Source organism: Catenovulum agarivorans DS-2 (assembly GCF_000568405.1).
Lineage (GTDB): Bacteria > Pseudomonadota > Gammaproteobacteria > Enterobacterales > Alteromonadaceae > Catenovulum > Catenovulum agarivorans_A.
Genome location: NZ_ARZY01000032.1, coordinates 1 through 22,619, shown reverse-complemented (window position 1 = coordinate 22,619; position 22,619 = coordinate 1). Strand labels below are relative to the sequence as shown.

Annotated in this window: 16 protein-coding genes; 9 read left to right on the top strand and 7 right to left on the bottom strand. The window is 40.8% G+C overall.

From position 1 onward, the window contains the following. Positions 1–86: 86 nt before the first annotated feature. Positions 87–1,616 carry a tryptophan halogenase family protein gene (locus DS2_RS14850; RefSeq protein WP_035015612.1) on the top strand — a complete coding sequence of 510 codons (1,530 nt, stop codon included), beginning with the start codon at positions 87–89 and terminating at the stop codon, positions 1,614–1,616. 113 nt (positions 1,617–1,729) lie between these two features. On the opposite strand, the gene fucP is transcribed toward DS2_RS14850, so the two are convergent. Beyond that, positions 1,730–3,157 (bottom strand): L-fucose:H+ symporter permease, encoded by a 1,428-nt coding sequence (gene fucP / locus DS2_RS14845; RefSeq protein WP_035015611.1) that lies wholly within the window; start codon positions 3,155–3,157, stop codon positions 1,730–1,732. Between the two features lie 233 nt (positions 3,158–3,390). On the opposite strand from fucP, the gene DS2_RS14840 reads away from it, so the two are divergent. Further along, on the top strand, positions 3,391–4,908 hold the full coding sequence (locus tag DS2_RS14840) for a UxaA family hydrolase (protein WP_035015610.1): 1,518 nt from the start codon (positions 3,391–3,393) through the stop codon (positions 4,906–4,908). A 94-nt stretch (positions 4,909–5,002) separates the two neighbouring features. Here DS2_RS14840 and DS2_RS14835 read toward each other — a convergent pair whose 3' ends face one another. The 3 genes from DS2_RS14835 to DS2_RS14825 are packed head-to-tail and all read right to left on the bottom strand — an operon-like array spanning position 5,003 to position 7,885. Continuing rightward, entirely contained in the window at positions 5,003–6,010 is a 1,008-nt protein-coding gene (locus DS2_RS14835) for an aldo/keto reductase (RefSeq protein ID WP_035015609.1), read from the bottom strand. A gap of 26 nt (positions 6,011–6,036) precedes the next feature. Beyond that, positions 6,037–6,867 (bottom strand): amidohydrolase family protein, encoded by an 831-nt coding sequence (locus tag DS2_RS14830; RefSeq protein ID WP_035015608.1) that lies wholly within the window; start codon positions 6,865–6,867, stop codon positions 6,037–6,039. Positions 6,868–6,871: 4 nt separating this feature from the next. Continuing rightward, a complete protein-coding gene (locus DS2_RS14825) occupies positions 6,872–7,885 on the bottom strand; it encodes a zinc-binding alcohol dehydrogenase family protein (protein WP_035015607.1) in 1,014 nt (337 codons plus the stop codon). A gap of 276 nt (positions 7,886–8,161) precedes the next feature. Here DS2_RS14825 and DS2_RS14820 point away from each other — a divergent pair, with 276 nt between their 5' ends. Beyond that, positions 8,162–8,815, top strand: coding sequence for a putative glycoside hydrolase (locus tag DS2_RS14820; RefSeq protein ID WP_051479916.1), 654 nt, complete (start codon positions 8,162–8,164; stop codon positions 8,813–8,815). Between the two features lie 152 nt (positions 8,816–8,967). On the opposite strand, the gene DS2_RS14815 is transcribed toward DS2_RS14820, so the two are convergent. Next, complete coding sequence (locus tag DS2_RS14815) at positions 8,968–10,554, bottom strand: alpha-L-fucosidase (protein WP_152537619.1); 1,587 nt, start codon at positions 10,552–10,554, stop codon at positions 8,968–8,970. A 331-nt stretch (positions 10,555–10,885) separates the two neighbouring features. Between DS2_RS14815 and DS2_RS14810 the strand changes: the two genes are divergently transcribed. Then, a complete protein-coding gene (locus DS2_RS14810; RefSeq protein ID WP_051479915.1) occupies positions 10,886–12,352 on the top strand; it encodes a mannitol dehydrogenase family protein in 1,467 nt (488 codons plus the stop codon). Positions 12,353–12,371: 19 nt separating this feature from the next. Further along, complete coding sequence (locus DS2_RS14805) at positions 12,372–13,934, top strand: sodium/sugar symporter (RefSeq protein WP_035015605.1); 1,563 nt, start codon at positions 12,372–12,374, stop codon at positions 13,932–13,934. Between the two features lie 88 nt (positions 13,935–14,022). Here the strand turns inward: DS2_RS14805 and DS2_RS14800 are convergent, their stop codons facing one another. Both DS2_RS14800 and DS2_RS14795 read right to left on the bottom strand, forming a co-directional pair. Further along, a complete protein-coding gene (locus DS2_RS14800; protein WP_081754294.1) occupies positions 14,023–15,834 on the bottom strand; it encodes a sulfatase-like hydrolase/transferase in 1,812 nt (603 codons plus the stop codon). Between the two features lie 9 nt (positions 15,835–15,843). Then, complete coding sequence (locus DS2_RS14795) at positions 15,844–17,166, bottom strand: family 16 glycosylhydrolase (protein WP_051479914.1); 1,323 nt, start codon at positions 17,164–17,166, stop codon at positions 15,844–15,846. Between the two features lie 234 nt (positions 17,167–17,400). On the opposite strand from DS2_RS14795, the gene DS2_RS14790 reads away from it, so the two are divergent. The 4 genes from DS2_RS14790 to DS2_RS14775 are packed head-to-tail and all read left to right on the top strand — an operon-like array spanning position 17,401 to position 22,575. Continuing rightward, positions 17,401–18,585: an efflux RND transporter periplasmic adaptor subunit gene (locus DS2_RS14790; RefSeq protein ID WP_035015604.1), complete on the top strand. Its 1,185-nt coding sequence runs from the start codon at positions 17,401–17,403 to the stop codon at positions 18,583–18,585. 12 nt (positions 18,586–18,597) lie between these two features. Continuing rightward, entirely contained in the window at positions 18,598–21,753 is a 3,156-nt protein-coding gene (locus tag DS2_RS14785) for an efflux RND transporter permease subunit (protein WP_051479913.1), read from the top strand. A gap of 27 nt (positions 21,754–21,780) precedes the next feature. Next, positions 21,781–22,050, top strand: a complete 270-nt coding sequence (locus DS2_RS14780; protein ID WP_035015603.1) for a hypothetical protein — start codon at positions 21,781–21,783, stop codon at positions 22,048–22,050. Between the two features lie 33 nt (positions 22,051–22,083). Next, positions 22,084–22,575 (top strand): hypothetical protein, encoded by a 492-nt coding sequence (locus tag DS2_RS14775; protein ID WP_035015602.1) that lies wholly within the window; start codon positions 22,084–22,086, stop codon positions 22,573–22,575. Positions 22,576–22,619: the final 44 nt, after the last annotated feature.

The following is a 22,619-nucleotide window of genomic DNA, read 5'->3' as shown; positions in this document are numbered from 1 at the left end:
TAGCGCAGGTCGTGATAGATATGTAATTTTAAACTCACTTAGGTGTTTCGCTTAAGTGAGTTTTTCTGTTTAGGAGTTAAAGCTTTATGGCAAACTTCACCCGTCCACAACACATCACCATAGTCGGTGGCGGCACGGCAGGTTGGATAACCGCCTCTGTACTCGCTAAAGGCCTGATAGAAAAAGGCTTTAAAATAAGTGTAATTGAAAGCCCAGATATTCCAACAGTTGGTGTTGGTGAAGCGACCATTCCACCAATTATTATGCTGGCGCGTTTTTTACAAATAGACCAATTAGACTTACTTAAAAACATTGCTGGCACCTTTAAATTTGGCATCCACTTTCAACACTGGTCAGACATTGGTGATAGCTATATGCATGCCTTTGGCAAAATGCAGCCAAACTTTCATGATAATTCATTTACGCAAACTTGGATGGCCTACCAACAAGAACTAAATCTAGCGCCGATTCACAGTTTTTTACCAACCGCGCACGCTGCGTATACGGGCAAATTTGCTTATGCATCCAAGCGGCCTGATAATGCGCCTGACAATTATTTTTTCCCGCTAACAGAGTTGTTCCATGCATATCATTTTGATGCATCTTTATTGGCTAAATACTTAAAAGTATATGCAACTAAAATGGGCGTCAATTTTATCCCCGCAACTGTTACTGATGTTGTTTGCGGTACAAATGGCGATATTGAAAAATTGCATTTAAATACCGGTGATACTGTACCAGCCGATTTTTTTGTAGACTGTTCGGGTGAACAAGGTTTATTGATTAAGAAACAGCTTAAAGCTGAATTTTTGCATTGGCGAGACTACTTACCCTGCGACCGCGCCGTTGTAGTACAAACTGAAAATAACCAAGCGCCCCACCCTTATACAAAATCAATTGCAATGTCGGCGGGTTGGCGTTGGCAAATTCCGTTGACTACTCGTTCTGGTAACGGATATGTGCATGCAAGCCAATTTATTGAGCCACAGCAGGCGCAAGATGAGTTTGCACAAGCGCTCAGTTCAGATAGCAAAATAACAGACTTTCGCACGTTAAAATTTACCACAGGCTGTTTAAAGACACCTTGGGTAAATAACGTTGCGGCTATTGGTTTATCTAGTGGCTTTTTAGAGCCGTTAGAGTCTACCAGTATTCATATGACGCATAAGTTTTCATTAGAGCTAATGAATGCGTTTAGATACGGCAAAAATAGGCAGCAAGAAGCTGACACATTTAATAACAACTTTTACCAAGATGCCCTCGCTACTCGTGATTTTTTAATTGCCCACTACTGCACAACTAACAGAACTGACAGCGAGTTTTGGTGTTATGTTAAAAATATGCCATTGCCAGATTCACTTACCGACAAACTAAACCAGTTTAAACAAACAGGTTTTATTGATTTACCAGAAGGAAGTTTATTTGCATTTGAGAGCTGGTTGCAGGTATTAACAGGGCAAAAAATGCAGTTTAACGCCCCTACTCTTTCACAAAACTATTCTGATGCAGACGTAGCATTTTTCTTTAATAATGTAAAAAACGCTGTCTCAAGCGAAGTACAAAAATTGCCTAGCCATATTGAGTTTTTAGCACAAATTCATCAATCTAAGAGTTAGTTAACCAGAGTTAATAGCGTCTACTTATATCTTGCCAATCAAACAAAACAAAAGGCCGTTGTTGCTCACAGCAACAACGGCCTTTTTGTTAGTGTCTATCTCAAAGTTGCAAACTAAACCTTATATTTATTATGCGCTCTAAAACCGTACGCACAAATAACCACAAAACAGATAAGTGGTAATACGAAAGAGGTTTGTACCGATGGCAAGCCTGATATTAATTCGCTGCCATCAATTAACGCACCTTGCATTGGTGGCATTAATGCACCGCCCACAATGGCCATAACTAGACCAGCAGAAGCTAAACTAGCGTCGTCGCCCATACCTTTTAGTGCAATCCCATAAATTGTTGGGAACATTAAAGACATACATGCTGATGTCGCGATTAAACAATATAAGCCTGTCATACCACCAATAAATATGGTTCCAAGCGTAAACGCAAAACCACCGGCTGCTAATATCATCAACAATTGACCTGGTCGGAAGAAGCCGAGTAAAAAAGTACAAACAAAACGACTCACCAAGAAAATCCCCATTGCGACCATATTATACTGTTGAGCCTCAGCTGCGGTTAAACCAACCGAAGTCATGCCGTAGTGGATGACAAAAGTCCAACACATAATTTGTGCGCCAACGTAAAACGCTTGAGCAAGTACACCTTCTAAATAGCATTTGTTCGCTAATAATCGAGCAAAAGTATCTTTAAGTTCTTTTTTGGTTAATGGGTGATCATGGGAAATAGTACGTGGTAATTTACTGAACAAGAATACAAAAAACAGTACAGCAACCACTAAAGCTATCGCGACATAAGGTCCGCGCACAGTTAATAAATCAGCAGCTTGCATAGCTTGATGTTCTGCAGGGCTATTGATCGAAAAATCCTGCAGTGCTTGGGTTAGTTTACCATCGACCACTGAGGGTAACATGTTGCTGTATTCGGGGTTTGATGCCTTTTCGGCTGCGCGAAACTCCTCTACTTTCAGCTCACCTAAAATATAGCTCGACGCGATAAACATCCCCGTCAACGAGCCAATTGGGTTAAATGCCTGGGCTAAGTTAAGTCTCTGCGTTGAAGTATCTGGATGGCCCATAGACAAAACATATGGGTTAGCCGTTGTTTCTAACAAAGCCAATCCACAGGTTAATATCCATAAAGCGGCCAAGAAAAAACCAAACTCGGCAAACATAGACGCAGGTATAAATAAAGATGCGCCAACAGCGTATAAAGCCAAACCGAGCAAAATCCCCGCTTTGTAGGAAAACTTGCGAATAAAAATAGCCGCCGGAATGGCCATTACACCGTAACCAAGGTAAAACGCAAACTGCACTAAACTACTTTGCGCGTTCGATATTAAGAATATGTCTTTGAACGCTTTAACCAAAGGATTAGTAATGTCGTTAGCAAATCCCCACAACGGAAACAGAGACGCAACTAATATAAATGGAAAGATATATTTCTTTTCTAAAATTTTTATTTTGTTGCTGTCGTCGCGACTTTCTACCGCAGGTTCATCAGCAACTTGATTGATGCTTGTATTCATTGTTACCCCATTTGTCTAAATAACAAGTTTATGTAAATGACAACGTTCAAATTTTAAATAGTCATCATATTGTTATAATTGTTTAAATTAGGTTAGACTGCCGAACAAATAGTAAATTGTAAACAAGTTATGGCAATTTATTCTAATTAATACCAATAAGTATAAACATAACAGTTAACAAATTCATATACAAATGGTAAATTTTATAAATAATCATTTTTATGAGTGTAGTTATGAAAAATTCAACAAAACAGCCTATCAAACGTCAATTTATTCAAGTACACAACGACGACAATGTCGTTGTCGCAATTCAACCTTTTAGCAAAGGCGAAGTGTTTGAACACAACTCGCGCAAAATAGAACTGCTAGATGACGTTCCAGCGGGCCACAAAGTCTGCATAAAAGCAATCGCTGCTGGTGAAGACGTGATTAAGTACGGCTATAGTATTGGCCAAGCAACCTGTGATATTCGTGTAGGGCACCACGTGCACAGCCTTAACTTAAAAACTAAATTAGATGGTTCCGAGCGTTATCATTACAACAATCAAGTAGCAGCTCCAAGCATTGCTGACAAGGTACCTAGTTTTATGGGCTACCAGCGCAATAATGGTTTAGTTGGCATTCGCAACGAAATTTGGATAATTAATACCGTAGGTTGTGTCAATCAAGCAGCGAAACGCATAACGGATATTTGCAAACAAAAATACGCAGGCCAAGCCGACGACTTTATTGCTATTACCCACCCCTACGGTTGCTCGCAGTTGGGTGATGACTTGTCGAATACCAAAAACTTACTCGCTAGTTTGATTCAACACCCAAATGCAGGTGGTATAGTGGTTGTTGGGTTAGGGTGTGAAAACAACCAGTTGTCAAAGTTAATCGGCGATATTACTGGGTTAGATGAGTCACGCATTCGCTATTACAATTCGCAAGAAGTAACGGATGAAATTGAAACAGGCGTAGAGTGTGTCGAAGCGCTATTACAACAAATGGCTAGCGATCAACGTACACAACAACCTGTATCTAAACTATCACTGGGGATGAAATGCGGCGGTTCAGACGGTTTTAGCGGCTTAACCGCAAACTCGATTGTTGGCCGAGTCACAGATAAGCTAACTCAATTTGGTGGCCGTGTGATCTTAACGGAAACTCCAGAGATGTTTGGTGCCGAGCAAGTATTGATGGACAGAGCTCAATCTGAAGAAATTTTTAATCAAACCGTTAAGCTGGTTAGCGATTTTAAGCAGTACTTCATTGATAATAATCAACCTATTTATGAAAACCCATCGCCAGGCAATAAAGCCGGAGGCTTAACCACATTAGAAGAGAAGTCGCTGGGGGCCATTCAAAAAGGCGGTAAAGCGATAATTAACGAAGTTATCGACTATGGTGGTAAGGCGAGTGTAAATGCCGGTCTAACCTTACTACAGGCCCCAGGAAATGATGCAGTATCTTCTACGGCTTTAGCAGCCGCTGGCGCTAATATAATTTTATTTACGACAGGTAGAGGCACGCCATTGGGTTTCCCGGTACCAACTGTGAAGATTTCAAGTAACTCGGGTTTAGCTGAACGCAAACCCCATTGGATTGATTTTAATGCTGGGCAAATTTTAGATTCAGACATGAGTGTAGACGAGTGTGCAGACAAGTTGTTTGACTATATTCTGCAAGTTGCTTCGGGTGCTAAAACCAACAACGAGAAAAACGATAATCGCGAAGTCGCCATTTGGAAAAATGGTGTGACATTATAGATTATTTAGCCAAACAAAAAGGCCGCATGAGTAATGCGGCCTTTTTTAATAACCTTAAAGGTATGTAAACACCAACATACCTTTATATGTAACCTCAAATATAGGCAAAAACTTGCTGGTCAATCAACCCTTGATCAGCCATGGCTTGCCAAAACTGCATAGGGATTTCAGCTTCCGTTAGCATAATATTGCTCTTAATCCGCTTAGCTGAACTTGAATTCAATGCAATAGATTGCACTTGCTTGAACAAAAAGGAGAATTGCACACACGCTTGCGCTGGATGAATTTGGAATTCGTCACACAATTGATTGAATTTATCTCGCCACGCGAATTGTGCAGGATGGGTTTGCCGCGATACTTTTTTGTAATCGAGATTATCACTGCCAAGCAAAAACCCTGCATTAAATACCGCAGAGTTGATTACAGTCACACCTTGTCTACCCAATTTAACCAATAAATCTAACGTCGATTTTTTGTGAGTGTACGGGGTAAGAGAACAAGCAAACATAGCCCAGTCTAACTGCACATGCTCGCTGATAAAGTCGATTACCGATACATCTTTTGCACCCACGCCTATAGATTCAACTTGTCCAGAATCGCGCAGCATTTGCAGTGCTTTGTATGCGCCGAGTACATCGGCTTTTCGCCGCTCTAGGTCAGATTCATCAGCAGCAGCCGCTAGATATTCATCTGGGTCATGCACTGAAACAATGTCAGCACTGTAAGGCGACAACAATTCATTACCTTGTTGGTAACAATCTAAAATGCCCTGATAAGAAATATCTTGTACAGCATCGTGCTTAAGGTTAATCCAAGCATCCGGTTCGAAAGTCGGTTCGTCTGTTGTCAGCGGCACACGTTTCCAACCCAGTTTATTACTAATCTTGATTTTCCCTGGCGCAACTGCCAATTCAGCCAAACACCCTGCCAAACTTTCAAGCGCCAAACCTGCACCATACTTGCCGGCACTATCAAAAATAATCTGTTCAGGGCTATTGTCGATCGCAGCTTTAACCAGTTGGCATTTGGTTGCATTATCTAATTCAACAAACAAGTTACCGAGACTACTGGTGCCAAAAATGATTTTAGGTAATTTATTCATACTGTCAGCTAGAGGAAATTAATAAGTTAAATTCGATAGAAAGTTTGCGCGTTGCCACCAAATATCGCAGCAAATTGTTGCGGATAATTTGTTTTTACAAAGTCTTCAACAATTGCTTTAACTTGTGAATACTCAGCAGCCAACAAACACACAGGCCAATCTGATCCAAACATGATCCGCTGCGGGCCAAAAGCATCGAATACCGCCGCTAGGTATTTTTGAAAATCTTCAGCTTGCCAGTTTTGATGATCCGCTTCGGTCACCATGCCTGATACTTTACACATGGTATTAGGGCAATCTGCAATTTGCTGCATATATGTTTGCCATTGTGCAAAGCCTATATCAGCGGCAATTTCGGGTTTCGCAATATGATCAACCACAATAGGTAGTTCAGGTATGCTCTTAACCAATTCAATCGCTTGAGGTAATTGTTTGGCAAAAATCAGTAAGTCGTAACAATAATCATGCTTGGCTAAAACTTTAAGGCCACGAATAAACTCAGGCCTTAACATGAAGTTAGCGTCAGGTTCATCTTGGATCACATGCCTAAAACCTTTTAGCACGGGATGGGAAGCATATTGCGCTAATTGTTCTGACAAGGTATCAGCTGCAATATCGATCCAACCAACGACAGCTTTAATAAATGAGTTGTCGTTAGCTAGCTCGATTAACCATTGAGTTTCAGAGTCTGATTGACGCGCCTGTACCGCTACACAAGCATCCAGCTGGTTGCTTGATAATATAGGGGCTAAATCGCTGGGTAAAAAGTCTCGTTTTAGCACCTGCTCTTGCTCGCCAATCCAGCCATAATCTGCTTGGTTATAACGCCAAAAATGTTGGTGCGAATCAATCTTCATGGTTTTAATCCATCTCTACTACTGCTTTAATGACACCACTTTCAGGTTTGACCCATTGGGTAAAGCTTTCAACTAAACCACTAAATTTAGTTGTGTGGGTAATTAACGCACTACTTTTAACGGTTCCAGCTTTTAGACAAGCTACAACATGCTCAAAATCTTCAAGGGTCGCATTACGGCTACCTAACAAAGTTGTTTCACGTTTATGAAACTCCGTATCAGTAAAAGATACGTCACCTTTAACGACGCTGACAAATACGATTGTGCCACCATGTGCGAGTTGGGTGAAAGCAGACTGCATTGCTTTTAGATTGCCAGTACAATCGATAATAACAGAAGGAAAATCACCTTGTGTCAAATCTCTTAACTGAGCTTCAACATCAGCAGTTACATCAACAACACCATCAACTTGGTATTCTTTACGACAAAAGTCGAGTTTTTCTTGCTTAACATCGGCAACTAAAACTTTCGCCCCAGCTTCTTGAGCAAATTGTAATGCACCAATACCAATTGGCCCAGCGCCCAACACAAGAACGGTATCTTGTTGGCTAATTTGTGCACGTCGAACCGCATGCGCACCAATTGCTAAACATTCAACTACCGCCATATCATTAAATGACAGGCCATCTGCTTTTACGACTGCAGAAGCGGGTACTGCTAAATATTCGCACATGCCACCATCGCGGTGAACACCAATAACTTCGATATTACTACAACAATTAGTTTTACCTTTTCGGCAAGCGACACATTTACCACAGCTTATATAAGGAATAACATAAACGGCCTGGCCAATTGGTAAATCTACACCCTCACCAACGGCTTCAATTTCGCCCGATAGCTCATGTCCTAAAACTCTTGGATAGCTAAAAAAAGGTTGGTTGCCGCCAAATGCGTGAATATCCGTACCACAAATACCAATTGATTTAATCTTAACTAATACTTCACCTGAAGCAGCAACTGGCTTGTCCTTTATTTGGCTTTCTAATTTGCCTGGCTCGACACATACAATAGATCTCATGTGAGCAATCTCCCAATAAAAAATAGCGTTAATAGATCAATCTTAACATTGACCAGCAAAAATACCAGCACTATTTTTCCATATAAACAGAAGATTTCATATTTAACCTCGATAAAACCCTTTAAATTTCACAGGTAACACATAAACAAAATCACGTAATATCAATTAGATATACATAATACCCGAGCAATAAACCAATGAAAATTGACTTATTTATAACCATTATGCAACAATTATATTCAACACATTAAATTTACATACAAAAAAGGTGGAGCTATGAAACTATATAAATCAATATTATTTGGGATCGCAGTATGCGGCTCAAGCACATCATTCGCCCAAGACCCATTGGTAAGCTATATCCAGTCAGGCCAAGCTGTTCCTCAGTGGCAAGCATATGTTGGAAATGCTTTAAACTACTTTGTGCCAGTGGAAAATCAGCAAGCAAAAACACCTCGCGGCAACTTATTGGTTGAGCCGAGCAGTAAGGATGGAAACAATGATGCTCTGCGAATTACTTGGAAAGGTAAAAAAGTTAAAAATCAGTGGGGCGGTAATACTTTAAACGATTCGTTTTTTGCACTGGGTAAACACAAAATAGATATTGCACAGGTAGAAGATCAAGCAGCGATAGCAATTGAGTTAAAAGTAAACAGATCACCTTCTGAAAACGTGTTTATTTCAATGCAATGTAAGTATTCTAATAAATGCTCAGGGAAAATCCCAATTAAGCATCAGTTAAAAAAGCTTCCAGAGCAAGAGTGGAGCATGCTGACCTTACCGCTCAATTGTTTTAGTCACAAAAGTACCATGGATTTTAGCCAAGTCACCAACATTGTTAGTATTTCGACACAAGGGAAGCTCGACATTGAAGTAGCTAATATAGGACTTGTAGCACTACCCAAAGGCAGCAAAGGCTGTAAATCTTAATCAACCAGATAAACGAAAACCTCTCATAAACGACTAATCTAAAAGTAGTAAATGAGAGGTTCCACTCGAAGAAACTTAGAGACAATAAAGTGTAAAAAAGGCCCAACGAGTATTTATCCAACACCCGAGGGCCGCACTACACACACTAAACACTAAATCTTAATTTTAATGACTTGCGCATATTTTGAAGGCGATTGATTTGGCAGTACCACTTTTAACCCTTTGTCGGTCTGGCTAAAAGCAAGTTCACCGGCGCCAATCATAGATACGCTTTTAATTTTCTGAGGCAAATTCTGCTTGTTAACCGCGCGGATAGTAATTTCTTTGCCGCTACCAGGCCAAGCTAATACAGTTGCATAAACTGTATTACCATTTTTGGTAAAACGAATATCACTGCTGTTAAAGTCTTTACGGTGTTTTTCAGCATCATTTGCATGCTTACCGTCTGGAACTTCAGTTTCACCTTCACCAAACACAACCCAAGGGCGAGTTTCGTAAATTGCTTCACCATTCATTTTTAACCAGTCGCCAATTTCCGCCAGAAGCTTGATTTCTTCGTCAGGAATAGTGCCATCTGGTTTGGGACCAATATTGAGTAATAACGAACCGTTCTTACTAATAATGTCGACCATGTCATCAACTAATGAGTTGGCATCACGATATTTATGGTTGGTCACATAACCCCAAGAAGATTTAGAAACCGAAGTATCAGTTTGCCAAAAGTGCGGATGAATATCCGTCATTGCGCCGCGTTCAATATCCAGTACTGCACTACCTGGTTTGAAAGAACGTAAATCATGATGTTCTTTATAATTTAATGCAGGCATGCGATCCCAATTTACCCCTTTGTTATAGTAATAACCGGTAAACTTTTGTACATGTTCATGGAATTGCTTTTGTGCGATCCACCAGTCGAACCAGATCAGTTCAGGCTCATATTTGTCAACCAACTCAACGGTTCTTAATAACCAATCGTCTAGGAATTCTTGTGAAACAGGCGTTATGCCAGCTTCGGTTGACGCTTTATTGACCGCCGGGCCATATAAATCTCGGTATGCATCATCTTGCACATCAGACGGCATCTCTCGACCACCATCAAAAAACCACCAGTTCTCAGCTCTATGGCTAGACAAACCAAAGTGTAATCCAGCTTTTTCCGTCGCAACTTTTAATTCACCAATAATGTCGCGTTTTGGCCCCATTTCAACCGAGTCCCAACGGGTGTAAGAATTATCGTACATTGAAAAGCCGTCATGATGCTCGGCAACAGGAACAATATATTTAGCACCTGAATTTTTAATTATGCGTAACCACTCATCGGCATTAAATTTTTCAGCTTTAAACATTGGCACAAAGTCTTTGTAACCAAACTCAGTTTGCGGGCCCCAAGTTTTAGCATGATGCTCTTTTTCATCTGACCATTTTTCATCACGATACATTTTGCGCGGGTACCATTCGCCATTATATGCAGGTACTGAATATACGCCCCAGTGAATGAAGATGCCGAATTTGGCATCTTGATACCAAGCTGGAATTTCATACTGTGTAAAGGAATCAAACGAAGCCTTATATGGCCCTTGATTAGCAACTTCTTCGATTTGAGCCAACTTGTCTGCGTGCTCTGAATTTGCAGCGTGGTTAGATTCGCCAGAAGGTGATGTGCTACCACAACCACTGATAGCCGTTAATATTGCTAAAGCAACAGAGCTTTGAATAAATTTGTTTTTTAAACCTGCCATATGTGTTACACCCAATTTAACAAATTGTTTCTTTTAATATGCTCACTATAATCAAATATGCACAAAGATCAATTATTATTTTCACTTGTGAATTTCGTAATTTTAATATGAGATCTAAAAAAACACTGCAAACCTGCCTTTGAATGAATCAGCCATTTTTTACACAAATAACTAATAATCAAAGAGTTATAAATAAAATGTTGAAAATAAAACCAATTTGGTTAACATTAAACCACAAAAAAACAACCAAATTCCATATATAAACATTAACAAGTGAATATAAATTATGTATTATTTTTGAGTATATTCACAAATAAATAGGAATACGGCTATGCAACAATTGCAATCGAAAACCGTTCAATCAATAGAAGGTATCTCCATACCAACATACCGCTTTGCTTCACAACAACCTGAAATAGGTATAGTGCATTTGGGTCCAGGCGCATTTTTCAGAGGCCATCAAGCATGGTATACCCATAAATTAATGCAACAATTTGGTGGGGATTGGGCTATAAGCTGTGTTTCGATGCGTTCGGCAGGAGTCAGTCAAGCCCTCAACCCACAAGATGGTTTTTACACCTTAGCTGAACTAGACAAGCAAACAGCTTACGAAGTTATTGGCTCTATTAAAGAAGTATTGGTTGCTGCACAAGATTACCCGCAGGTATTCAAACGACTAACAGCGTCAACAACAAAATTAGTTTCAATGACAATCACAGAAAAAGGCTATTGTTTGAATCTAGCAGGTGAACTTGATCTGCAAAATCCAGACATACAGCAAGACCTGCAAGGTCAGCAAGCTGTGACTGCAATAGGCTTATTAACAGCGGCACTAGCTGAGCGAAAAACCTTAGGGCTTAAACCTTTTACAGTTTTGAGCTGTGACAATGTAACCGACAATGGAAAAAAATTACGCCAGGCGATAATTCAATTTGCCCAACAAAAAGATCCCGCTCTGGCAAGCTGGTTAGATGAAAATTTACTTAGCCCTTGTACCATGGTTGACAGCATTACACCGGCAACTGACGATGCACTTCGTGCACAAGTGGCAGAGCAAATTAAACTTGCAGATAATTGGCCGATTAAACGTGAATCTTTTGTCCAATGGGTAATAGAAGACACCCTGCCAGCTGATGCACCACAGTGGCAAAAAGTTGGCGCAACCCTCACTTCGGATGTACAAGGATTTGAAAACGCTAAACTGCGTTTATTAAACTGCCCACATTCAACAATGGCCTACATTGGCGTATTGGCAGACCTTGAAACTGTACACGATGCAATGCAGCAGCCTGCCTTAGTTGAATTTATTAGCCAACTTATTCTGCAAGAAGTAATTCCATCTTTTGTTGCCCCTAAGGAGCTGGATGTACAGGCATATAGCCAAGACATTTTACAGCGTTTTCGCAACCCAGCTATCCGCCACTTACTGGCACAAATTGCTTGGGATGGCTCGCAAAAACTACCAATGCGAATTATCCCGATTGTCAGCCATAATTTAGCCAATAACTTACCCGTTAAACACTTATCTGTTGCTTTGGCAGCTTGGTGTTTATTCTGCAGAAAACGTTATATGGCACAAGCAGAATTGGTCGATCCACTTGCACAAGCATTATTTGCAATTGCCAAGCAATGTAATGATGAGCCAACGCATGACGCGAAACTATTTTTATCACTCGATAGCGTATTTCCGCAAGACTTGGCTGAAAACCCAGTATTTGTTGAGGCATTTACCCAAGGCTACAAGCAGCTGCAGCCAGCCTTGCAGCAGGGTCAATTCCCTTGGCGAGCACTAGCTTAATAATAATAGGAATAACATAATGAACTTAGCTAATGTTGATATAGCCGTTGTGGTTATCTACGCAGTTGCCTTATTGGCAATTGCATTGTGGATTTCGCGCGACGAGAAAAACCATGAAAAAGACACCAAAGATTACTTTTTGGCTGGTCGAGCACTGCCTTGGTGGGCCATTGGCGCGTCACTGATTGCATCAAATATCTCAGCCGAACAAATCATAGGTATGTCAGGCTCAGGTTACGCGATTGGTTTAGCCATTGCATCTTACGAATGGATGGCGGCTATTACCCTAGTATTAGTCGGTAAATATTTATTACCCATCTTCTTAAAAAACCAAATATATACAATGCCGCAATATTTAGAGCAGCGTTTTGATAGCCGTATAAAAACGACCCTCGCACTATTTTGGCTCGCTGTGTATATCTTTGTAAACCTGACTTCAGTTTTATGGTTAGGCGGGTTGGCAATCGAAACAGTTACAGGCATTGGCTGGGGTTACGGTATGATGTTTTTAGCTGTGTTTTCGGTCGCTTATTCAACCTACGGCGGCTTAAAAGCCGTTGCTTATACAGACATTATCCAAGTGGTATTGTTGGTATTTGGTGGTTTGTTATTAAGTTACTTGGCACTTGATTTAATTGCTGAAGGGGATGGTATTGTTGCTGGTTTCAGTATTTTAACTGACAAAGCACCTGGTCACTTCGACATGATTTTATCTTCTGACAATCCAAACTATATGAGCCTGCCGGGTATATCTGTATTAGTCGGTGGTTTATGGGTGATGAATATTGGTTATTGGGGTTTTAATCAATACATTATTCAACGTGCTCTAGCTGCAAAAGATTTAAAAGAAGCGCAAAAAGGTATCGCCTTTGCTGCTTACTTAAAACTGCTAATGCCATTAATAGTGGTATTGCCAGGTATTGCTGCGGTGATTTTGTATCCAGATTTAGTCAAACCGGACCAAGCTTATCCTTCTATGATGAACTTAATGCCAGAGGGTATTAAAGGTTTGGTATTTGCAGCATTAGTTGCCGCGATAGTGTCTTCTCTTGCTTCTATGACCAATAGTATTTCAACCATATTTACCATGGATATATACAAGCCACTGAAGCCAAATAAAAACCAACATCATTATATTACCGTTGGTCGATTAGCCACTGTACTGTCACTCATTATCGCTTATTTAATGGCTGAGCCTTTGTTAGGTAAATTTGATCAAGCATTCCAATACATTCAGGAATTCACCGGCTTGTTCTCGCCAGGTATCACTGCAATATTCTTAATGGGTATGTTCTGGTCGAAGACCACATCGGAAGGCGCATTAGCAGCTGCGATTTGTTCAGCAGTTGCGTCGGTTGCATTAAGATTTATTTGGCCTGAGTTGCCGTTTATGGACCGCATCGGTTTAGTGTTTGTTCTATGCTTGGTTGTAACAGCTATAGTTTCATTGCGAAACAAAGGTTACACCAGTTCGGACACGGTTGCGTTGTCAGAAGTCAACTTTTCAACCACAAAAGGATTTAACCTAGCGGCGCTAGGCTGCACTATTATCCTTGTTACTTTCTATACAACTTGGTGGTAAAGCTTTTACTACCGCAATTAAAGGTTAACTGCCCAAACGGCAGTTAACCTTTTAAATTTTGCCTAGTGGCTCACTTTGACTGGAAGCTTTAACGACCGATGGTAAAGCTTTTGCTGGCAGTTACTCCATTTCGATAATAGGTTTGCTGACGATTGGCGCTAACAGGATAAGCATCGTCCCAAGAGAAGATACGAACAGTCACTTGTCCTGCTTTATGTGCAACCAATTGACCAAACTTATCAACTGTCGCTACTGAAGGATCAGAACTCTCCCAAACAACACCTTTTCGAGTTGCATTTTCAGGCAGCACTTGCGCTTGCAATTGAATGCTATCGCCAACAGACAATTGGTTTTTTGGTGCGATAAGTTTAAGCCCTGTCACGCGAACCATTTGATGCTGATCTAATACTTTGCCCAAATAATCATATGCCTGTTGTTGCTCAGCCGTGAGATTATTTGTATCCAAACCACTGTAGCGTAAAACGCCCCAACGTCGTTTTTCAACCACATCACCGACTCTTTCTAATGGGTCTGAGCGTAAATCAAAAAACCGTCCTTTTGGAAAAAATTTATCTGGTGCATATCGCTTAAACTCTTTGGTAAACGCATACCGCAATAACTCTTCATCTGAAGTGTATTTTGAGTTACCGATATACCACGCATAAATATAGTCTCTATGTTCATTGCTGTTTTTACCTATAGCTTGCGGCCAAAAGCTTTTGCCTTCAACCTGCTCCGCATTTGGCATTTCAATGCCAGCAGCATCTGCAATAGTTGGGTATATGTCAGTTACATAGGTTAAGCCATCATAACTTCGATAGTCATGATTGTTGCTGGCTGGAACTACACCTGGAAAATTAACCACAAGTGGTACGTGTATGCCATTGTCGGCGTTGCCACCTTTGCGGCCAGGATAAATAGTTCCGTCAGGTAGAATATGGCCGAAGGTTTCTTTTGTTGCATTATCGCCCATAACGACAATCAAGGTGTTTTCACGTACACCCGCTTGCTCTAATTTATTAACCACTTTACCAATCAGCTTGTCCATATACTCGATCATGTCAGGAAAATATTCTCTGTCGTCGCCACGGGTATTATTGTAATCAGCGTTTTCTGGAAAGTTATCGAAGATGCTGTTAGGTTTAGTATCAGGCGTCGGTTTGTGATCATCATGAACCAAAATCATCGGGTAATATAAGAAGAACGGTTTGTCTTTGTTATTATCAATGAATTCTAGTGCATGGCGATTCACAATATCAGGTCCGTACCATCGGCGACCTGTTGCTGGGTCCACATCTGAGCGGCCATTATAATTGTACTCTTTACCATTGATGACTAGGTTAGGGTTAATAAACCTTTGCCCTTCGGTAACGACATCAAAGGCCGCATAGTCATCCCAGCCAAATTCAGCAATATAATCTTTACCGGCAACTTCTTTAGTGCCACGTGTTTGTTTCCACTTACCAAATAACCCTGTGGTATAACCTGCTTTTTTAAATGCATCACCAAAGGTAATATCCGAGCTATGCTGAGATTTCGGCTGCAAATAATTAGCATCGTTAACCTTACCACTCATCAATGCTATTCGGGTATTTTCACAAATAGGATAAGCAAATGCGTTGTCAAAACGCACACCTGTTTTAGCCAACTGATCTATATTTGGAGTTGCGAATTCTTTGTTGGTGAATTCTCCATCATAACTATGTAATTTATTGGCACCATAGGCTGTTACGCCATAGTGACTTAAATCATCAATTAGAATCAGCACAACATTCGGGTTCGAATGCGCCTTCGTCTGAGTTTGCGCTTTGTCTATAGCAATAGCTGTTTCTTCAGCCGATTGACAAGCAAACAGCAGGCTCGTTAAACATACAAGCCAAACCTTGTTAAAACTTAGCATATCACCCCCCTAGTTTTTCTCGAATGCCAAAGTATCAATCGCAACCGCACTGCCGCTACTGGCAACAAAACGAATTTTTCCACCTGCTTGAAGGTTTGTTAGCGATAATTGATAAGGCGTAAACTGGTTTGCAGTTAAGCTCTGTTGCGCCATTACATTGCCGTTGGCGTCTATCACTTCCACTTTGGCTGCAGCGTTGGCTTTCGCTGTTCGAGCATAAAAAGACAACTGATAGTTTCCATCTTTAATGCCACGCAGTTGATATTCTGCTTGCCCGCCCGCGCGAATATGCAATCCAGCATCATGGGTATAGCTCATGCCTAAACCTTGCGCGATCTCCGCTTTGTGTAGCTGCCAATTTTGTAAATCAGCTTGTTCAAAATCAGCATTACTCATTAAATTTGTCGCTTTGGGCGTCAATTGATAACTGCGAACAAAATCATAATATGCAGTATTAATACTAGGATCATCTAGCTCTTGAGCAGTTGGATAATGTGGTTTACCAGCAGGTACGATATTTTTTTGCCAGTCGTAGGTCTCAGCAACCATGCGCAATGACATTGGCCCATTAAAAGGTATTTGATCTTTGTCGTGAGCCACATTTACCGTGCCCATCAATTGACCGTCAAAATAAAAATGTACTAAGTTAGGGTTTACCCACCAAGCTGCGAATAGGTGATAGTCGTCAGCCAATTTTGCATCGTGCTGATGCTTCGCCCCTTTTGACAGATATGGCGATCGCACACATTTACCCGTTTCATCTAACTGATAAGATTTGTAGTGAGTATTTGAATGCATTTGGCTTGACCAAAAAGACGAATACCAACCACCGATAGCCTCTAAAATGTCAATTTCAATAGCGTGTTTTCGTTCGCATCCAAGTTGCTGATTTTCATGTTTGTCTGAATGCAACCAAAAAGTTGTCGACATTCGCGTGTTCGACGCTTTAATTCTAGCTTCAAAATAACCATATGTCGCCTGATGTTTACCTGAAACAGCTCCACCCGCCATGGTATATTTTTCTGATGGGTTTGGATGAGTTGAAGTTTTAACCAATAAATTACCATCGGCAACCGCAACGTTTTTAGGTAGAAACTCCGCGGGCGGGCGTCCCTTCCAAGTGGTGATGTGATCACGCCATTTTTGCTTATCAAGCTCCGAACCTTCAAACTCATCAGACATATTGTCAATAACCTGCCACTGGTAGCCAACAGGTGTGCTCAACTCGCTGCTCGGTGGTTTTACAAGTGATTTATCATTCTGACTCGTCAATTGGCAGCCGGCAAGTACACTCGCGCCGACCAATACTGATGCATATGACATTATTTTCATATTTTGCTCGCCTTTTAAATTAGATTTTATTGCAACTAATATGAGTATCTTTACATTTTATTAATCATATGTGAATAATAAATTTAATATTTAAACAGTCATGATGGTAACTGACTTTGACTTTTATTCACCATACAAATGCATACGTATGCATTTGTTAAAATGTATAGCAAACAACAATAGAGTGTTAAATTAGCTTGAGGACTTTCTTTTACTGCAGGAGCCACCGCTAAGATGTTCGCCAAAATACCATTGACACTAAAAATACTGATTCCTAGTTCAATCATCATTTTTTTTGTAGCAACCGCCAAACCTAAACCAGAACCAGCCCCACCAGCCGAAACAGCTGTTGTAAAAACACAGGTTGAAACCATAGTGGTTGAAAAGGCCACCCAACAAGTAACGGTTAGCAGCCAAGGCGTGGTAGAGCCCATTCGTAGCTCACAACTTATGGCGCAAGTGAGTGGCAAAATAGTCAAGGTTGCCGATACTTTTGCCGACGGTGGTGCATTTCAACAAAACCAAGTGTTAATTGAATTAGATGACAGCGACTACCAGTTTGCTTTAGCCCAAGCACAAGCGTCATTGGCGGATGCTAAAATGCAACTTGCAACAGAACAAGCACTCGCCCAAGAAGCACAGCGCCAATGGCAAGAGCTAGGCAGTGCCGAAGCAAATGCCCTATTTAAACGAGAGCCACAATTAAGCGCAGCGCAAGCAAGGTACGCAGCAGCCCAAGCCAGTTTAAACAAAGCAAAATTAGATTTAAGCCGCACTAAAATATCCTTACCGTTTGACGGCAGAATAGAACACACCTTAGTTGGTGTAGGCCAATTTGTTAGCCCAGGCGCACCGCTGGCCAGTATTTTTGACACCAGTAAAGTACAAGTAAAATTACCATTAACCGAACAACAAGCAGCATTAATAGATAACTCAATTATTCAATTGTCGAACAGCACACAAGCACAGCAAACAGCACAACTGGTTCAACTAGAAAGTTTTTACGCTGGGCAGCAACACCAATGGAGCGGGAAAATAGAACGTATATCCGCCGCAATAGACAACAACACACGCATGCTTGATTTAATTGTAACGGTTGAACACAAGGCACAAAAATCACAACACGGCTTACCCTTATTAGTCGGCCTATTTGTAAATGGCAATATCACCAGCAAACCACTTGAACAATTGGTTGAGCTACCAAAACAAGCCTTATTCAAACGCAACCAAATTTATATCATTAATCAAGATGGCCAAATAGAACAACAAACGGTGACAGTTGTTGGCAAAACCGCAGAGCAAGTGTGGATTAGCAGCAAGCAATTAACCGACGGTAGCCAAGTAATAATCAGCAAACTTGGATTTCTGTCGCCAGGTACAGACGTAGAGTCAACCACAAAAATAGCACAAAACAATTAGAGGCAAAGCCAAATGAATTCAATAATTGCATGGTTTGCCAGAAACTCGGTAGCTGCCAACCTATTAATGCTCACAATTTTCATTGGTGGTATATACGGTGTAGAAGAAGTTGAAAAAGAAGTGTTTCCGGCAACCGAAACCAACATAGTCAACATTAACATGGCCTACTTAGGTGCAGGGCCACGAGAAGTTGAACAACAAATTGTTACCCGCATAGAAGAAGCCATTGCCGATTTACCCGGTATTTTTCAAATTCGTTCAAATGCCTATAACGGTAGTGCCAATGTGTCTGTCGAAATTATTGAAGGTTACCCGATAAAAGATGCACTGGCCGACATAAAACTGCGCGTAGATGCGATTAACACCTTTCCGGGTAATACCGAACGGCCGATTATTAGCCAGCAAATTTACCGTGTACCCTTAATGTTTTTCACCTTGTCGGGCAATGCTGACGACAAATTAATGAAAGCAAAAGCACAACAAATAGCCGATGAAATGGCGCTGCTAGAAGGTGTGTCGACCGTTAACTATACCGGCACTAAATCAGATGAAGTCAGCATTGAATTATCTGAATACCAGCTACGAAAATACAACTTAACTTTCGACCAAATAGCGCAAGCCATTCGCAACGCCTCAATGAATTTACCTGCAGGTACGATAAAATCATCGGTTGGTAACATTCAAATTCAAACACGTAACCAAGCTTATAGCGCAGCAGACTTTGCCGACATAGTGGTTAAGTCTGACAATTTTGGCCGCGAAATACGTTTAGGTGATGTTGCCCAAGTAACAGACGGTTTTGTTGAACAAGATATGTCGGTGAAGTTTAACGGGGTAAAAGCAGTTGATTTTCAAGTAATGATCAGCGACGACCCAGACCTATTCGCTGGTACATTAAACGCACGTAACTACCTACTCGATTTACAAAAAAATCTACCTGCAGGCATGCAAATTGACATCAACTACGAAATGAAAGAGCTGTTCGACAGCCGCCTGGTATTATTAACCGACAACGCATTAGGCGGGTTAATACTGGTATTTATTATACTCGTATTATTTTTACGCCCAGCATTAGCACTTTGGGTATGTGTTGGCATAGCAACCGCATTTGCTGGGGCAATTTGGTTATTAACCTATGTTGATGTAACCATAAACATGTTCTCAATGTTTGCATTTTTAGTTGTGCTTGGCATTGTGGTAGACGACGCTATTGTGGTGGGTGAAGCCATATACGCGCAACAAAAAAACAATAGCAACAATAGATTAGATGCCGCCATTATTGGCAGCCAGCTAGTATTAAAACCTGTGGTATTGGCAGTATTAACCACAATTATTTTATTTGCCCCTATGCTGTTTGTGCCTATGGATGTTGAGCCATTCACCCACTCTATATTTTTTGTGGTTACTTTAAGCTTAATATTCTCGCTGGTTGAGTGTTTATTAATACTGCCAGCGCATTTGGCCCATTTAAAACCAGAAAAAACTGCCAGTTTTGCCCCACTCGCAAAATTACAAAATAGCCGCCAAAAGTTTGCCGACAAAATGGAACACTTTGCGCAAAACACCTACGGCAAAAAATTAACCAGCATGGTGCAACAAAGCTCAGCCACATTAATGGCTTTTATCATGGCTTGCGCTTTAAGTGTGGCAACCTATATTGGTGGATGGTTAAACACCACCTTTTTCCCAAACATTCCACAAACCTTTATTTCAGTAAATGTAGGATTACCAGAAGGTGCGCCCTATAGCGAAGCCGTCCGTATAGCCAACCACATAGAACAAGTAGTTCAAGAGCTCAGTAAAGACGAAGAATTTTTAGCGCAAAACGATCAAATTCCATTTGTAACCGAAATAAAAACCAATGTAGTTACAGGCAATGCCAACGTATTTGTAGGATTAGAAATCCCCGAAAGAAACGTTATACCTGTGCACGAGGTTTCGGCCAAGTTACAAGATATGATAGGCCCGCTGCCAGAAGCAAAAAGCTACTCACTCGCTTTTAGTTTTGGTGGCAACCAATCAGACATTTTCTTGAATATGAACATAGCAGCCAACGACCTAGCAAGCCAACAAGCAGCTGTAGACGATGTATCTAAAGTATTGGCGAGTTACCCAGGCGTGCATAATGTACGTTCAAGTTTAGAATCAGAAAAAGTTGAAGTAGAACTGTCGTTAAAACCGCATGCTGAAACACTGGGCATAGACCTTGCGATGATAGCAAGGCAAGTGCGCCAAGCAATTTATGGCGAAGAGGTACAACGCATACCTCGTGGTAAAGAAGACGTACGAGTAATGCTTAAATTTCCTGAATCGCATCGTCGTAGTTTAGAAGAAATATTCTCCATGCGTATTCGCAACCCTCAAGGTTACCAAGTACCAATTGAAACCGTGGCTGACGTTAAATTAATTCCAGGTTTTAGCCAAATTGATAGAGTAGACAGACGCCGTAACATAGCCATAACCGCAGACATTCAAGAAGGGTTTGACGCCAACGCCACAGTTGAACAAATGTTGCAAGACTACTTACCACAATGGCAACTTAAACATATAGGGATTAATTTAAGTACCGATGGCAACTTACGCGCCCAACAAGCTTTCACCCAAGGTTTGCAAACCAACTTAATGATTGCACTAGCCATAGCTTATGCCTTAATGGCCATTGTATTTCGCTCGTACTGGGAACCATTATTAGTGTTAACTGCCGTGCCGTTTGGCTTTATGGGCGCAGTTTGGGGACATTTATTGTTGGGCTTAGACATTAGTATGATGTCATTTTTTGGCTTTTTAGCCTGCGCCGGTGTCGTAGTAAATGACAACCTAGTTTTACTCTCGCGCTTAAAAGACTTAATCGCCCAAGGGGTAGAGGTAAAACAAGCCGTGGTGCAAGCAGGTGTTGATAGATTTCGCGCCATAGTATTAACATCGCTCACCACCTTTGTAGGTTTATTGCCTATACTGTTTGAAAAAAGCAACCAAGCGCAGTTTTTGATCCCTATGGTGGTCGCTTTATCATTTGGGGTATTATTTGCCTCAGTAGTGACTTTAATATTTGTGCCAACCCTATATTGGCAAAGCTATAAAACCCATGTTTGGCTAAAAGGTCTGTTTAAAAAACTTATTACTATATTCAGCAATCAGCCCCAACAGCAAGAATTAGAAAGGCAATAAATTAAAGTGGAACTAAAGAAGAAGAGCATGACGCAAGATAAAACAATAGCCGCGTGGAAAGACATCCGAAAACAAGGAAAATGGCATTTTATCTGTAAATTTGGCTTGTTATTTTATGGATTGCCCATGTTTATTTTAATGGCGTTTATAAATGAACCGTTTCTACATGGTTTTACAACACAAGCTGCGATTGGCCACTATCTTATCTGGCCTATTGCAGGTATCTGCTTTGGTGTATTAATGTGGCACATTGCAGAAAGAAGATACAAAAAGTCGCTAATCCACAACCAAAGTTAGAAAAATAGCAAACATACAAGGTGAAAGTTCATTATGGTGAACAAGGATATAGCCAAATCGCTGATCACCAGCTTTCAAGTATTACTGGCAGTTATCTATTTTTCAGCTGGTATGAGTAAACTTGTACCAGACTTCCCAAATATAATAGGCCCAGTCTGGTTAATAGACGAACTCAGCAAATACCAACTGGCCTTGTTTGGTTATTTTATAGCAGTCTCTCAGCTGCTAGTTGGTTTGCTGCTATTTTTTAATAAATTCAGATTGGTCGCGTCACTCATGTTATTGCCCATGCACTTAAGCATAACCATAATTCCAATTTCGCTTGGTTGGCAAGGCACACCTTATGTGAATGGGGTTTTACTTCTGATGATATTAGCGATTTTATATAGCGAAAAAGCCAGACTAATGGCTTTAGTAGGCCAAGCAGCAGGAGAAAAAAGTCAGTCCAACAAATATGTTTATGCGGTGACTTTTGTTACTTGCTGGACGTTTGCATTGCTACTTAAGTTTGTTTTTGGCAAGTGAAAGCTCGGTATAATGTTCTGGTCAACTCCAGCCGGACACTTTTC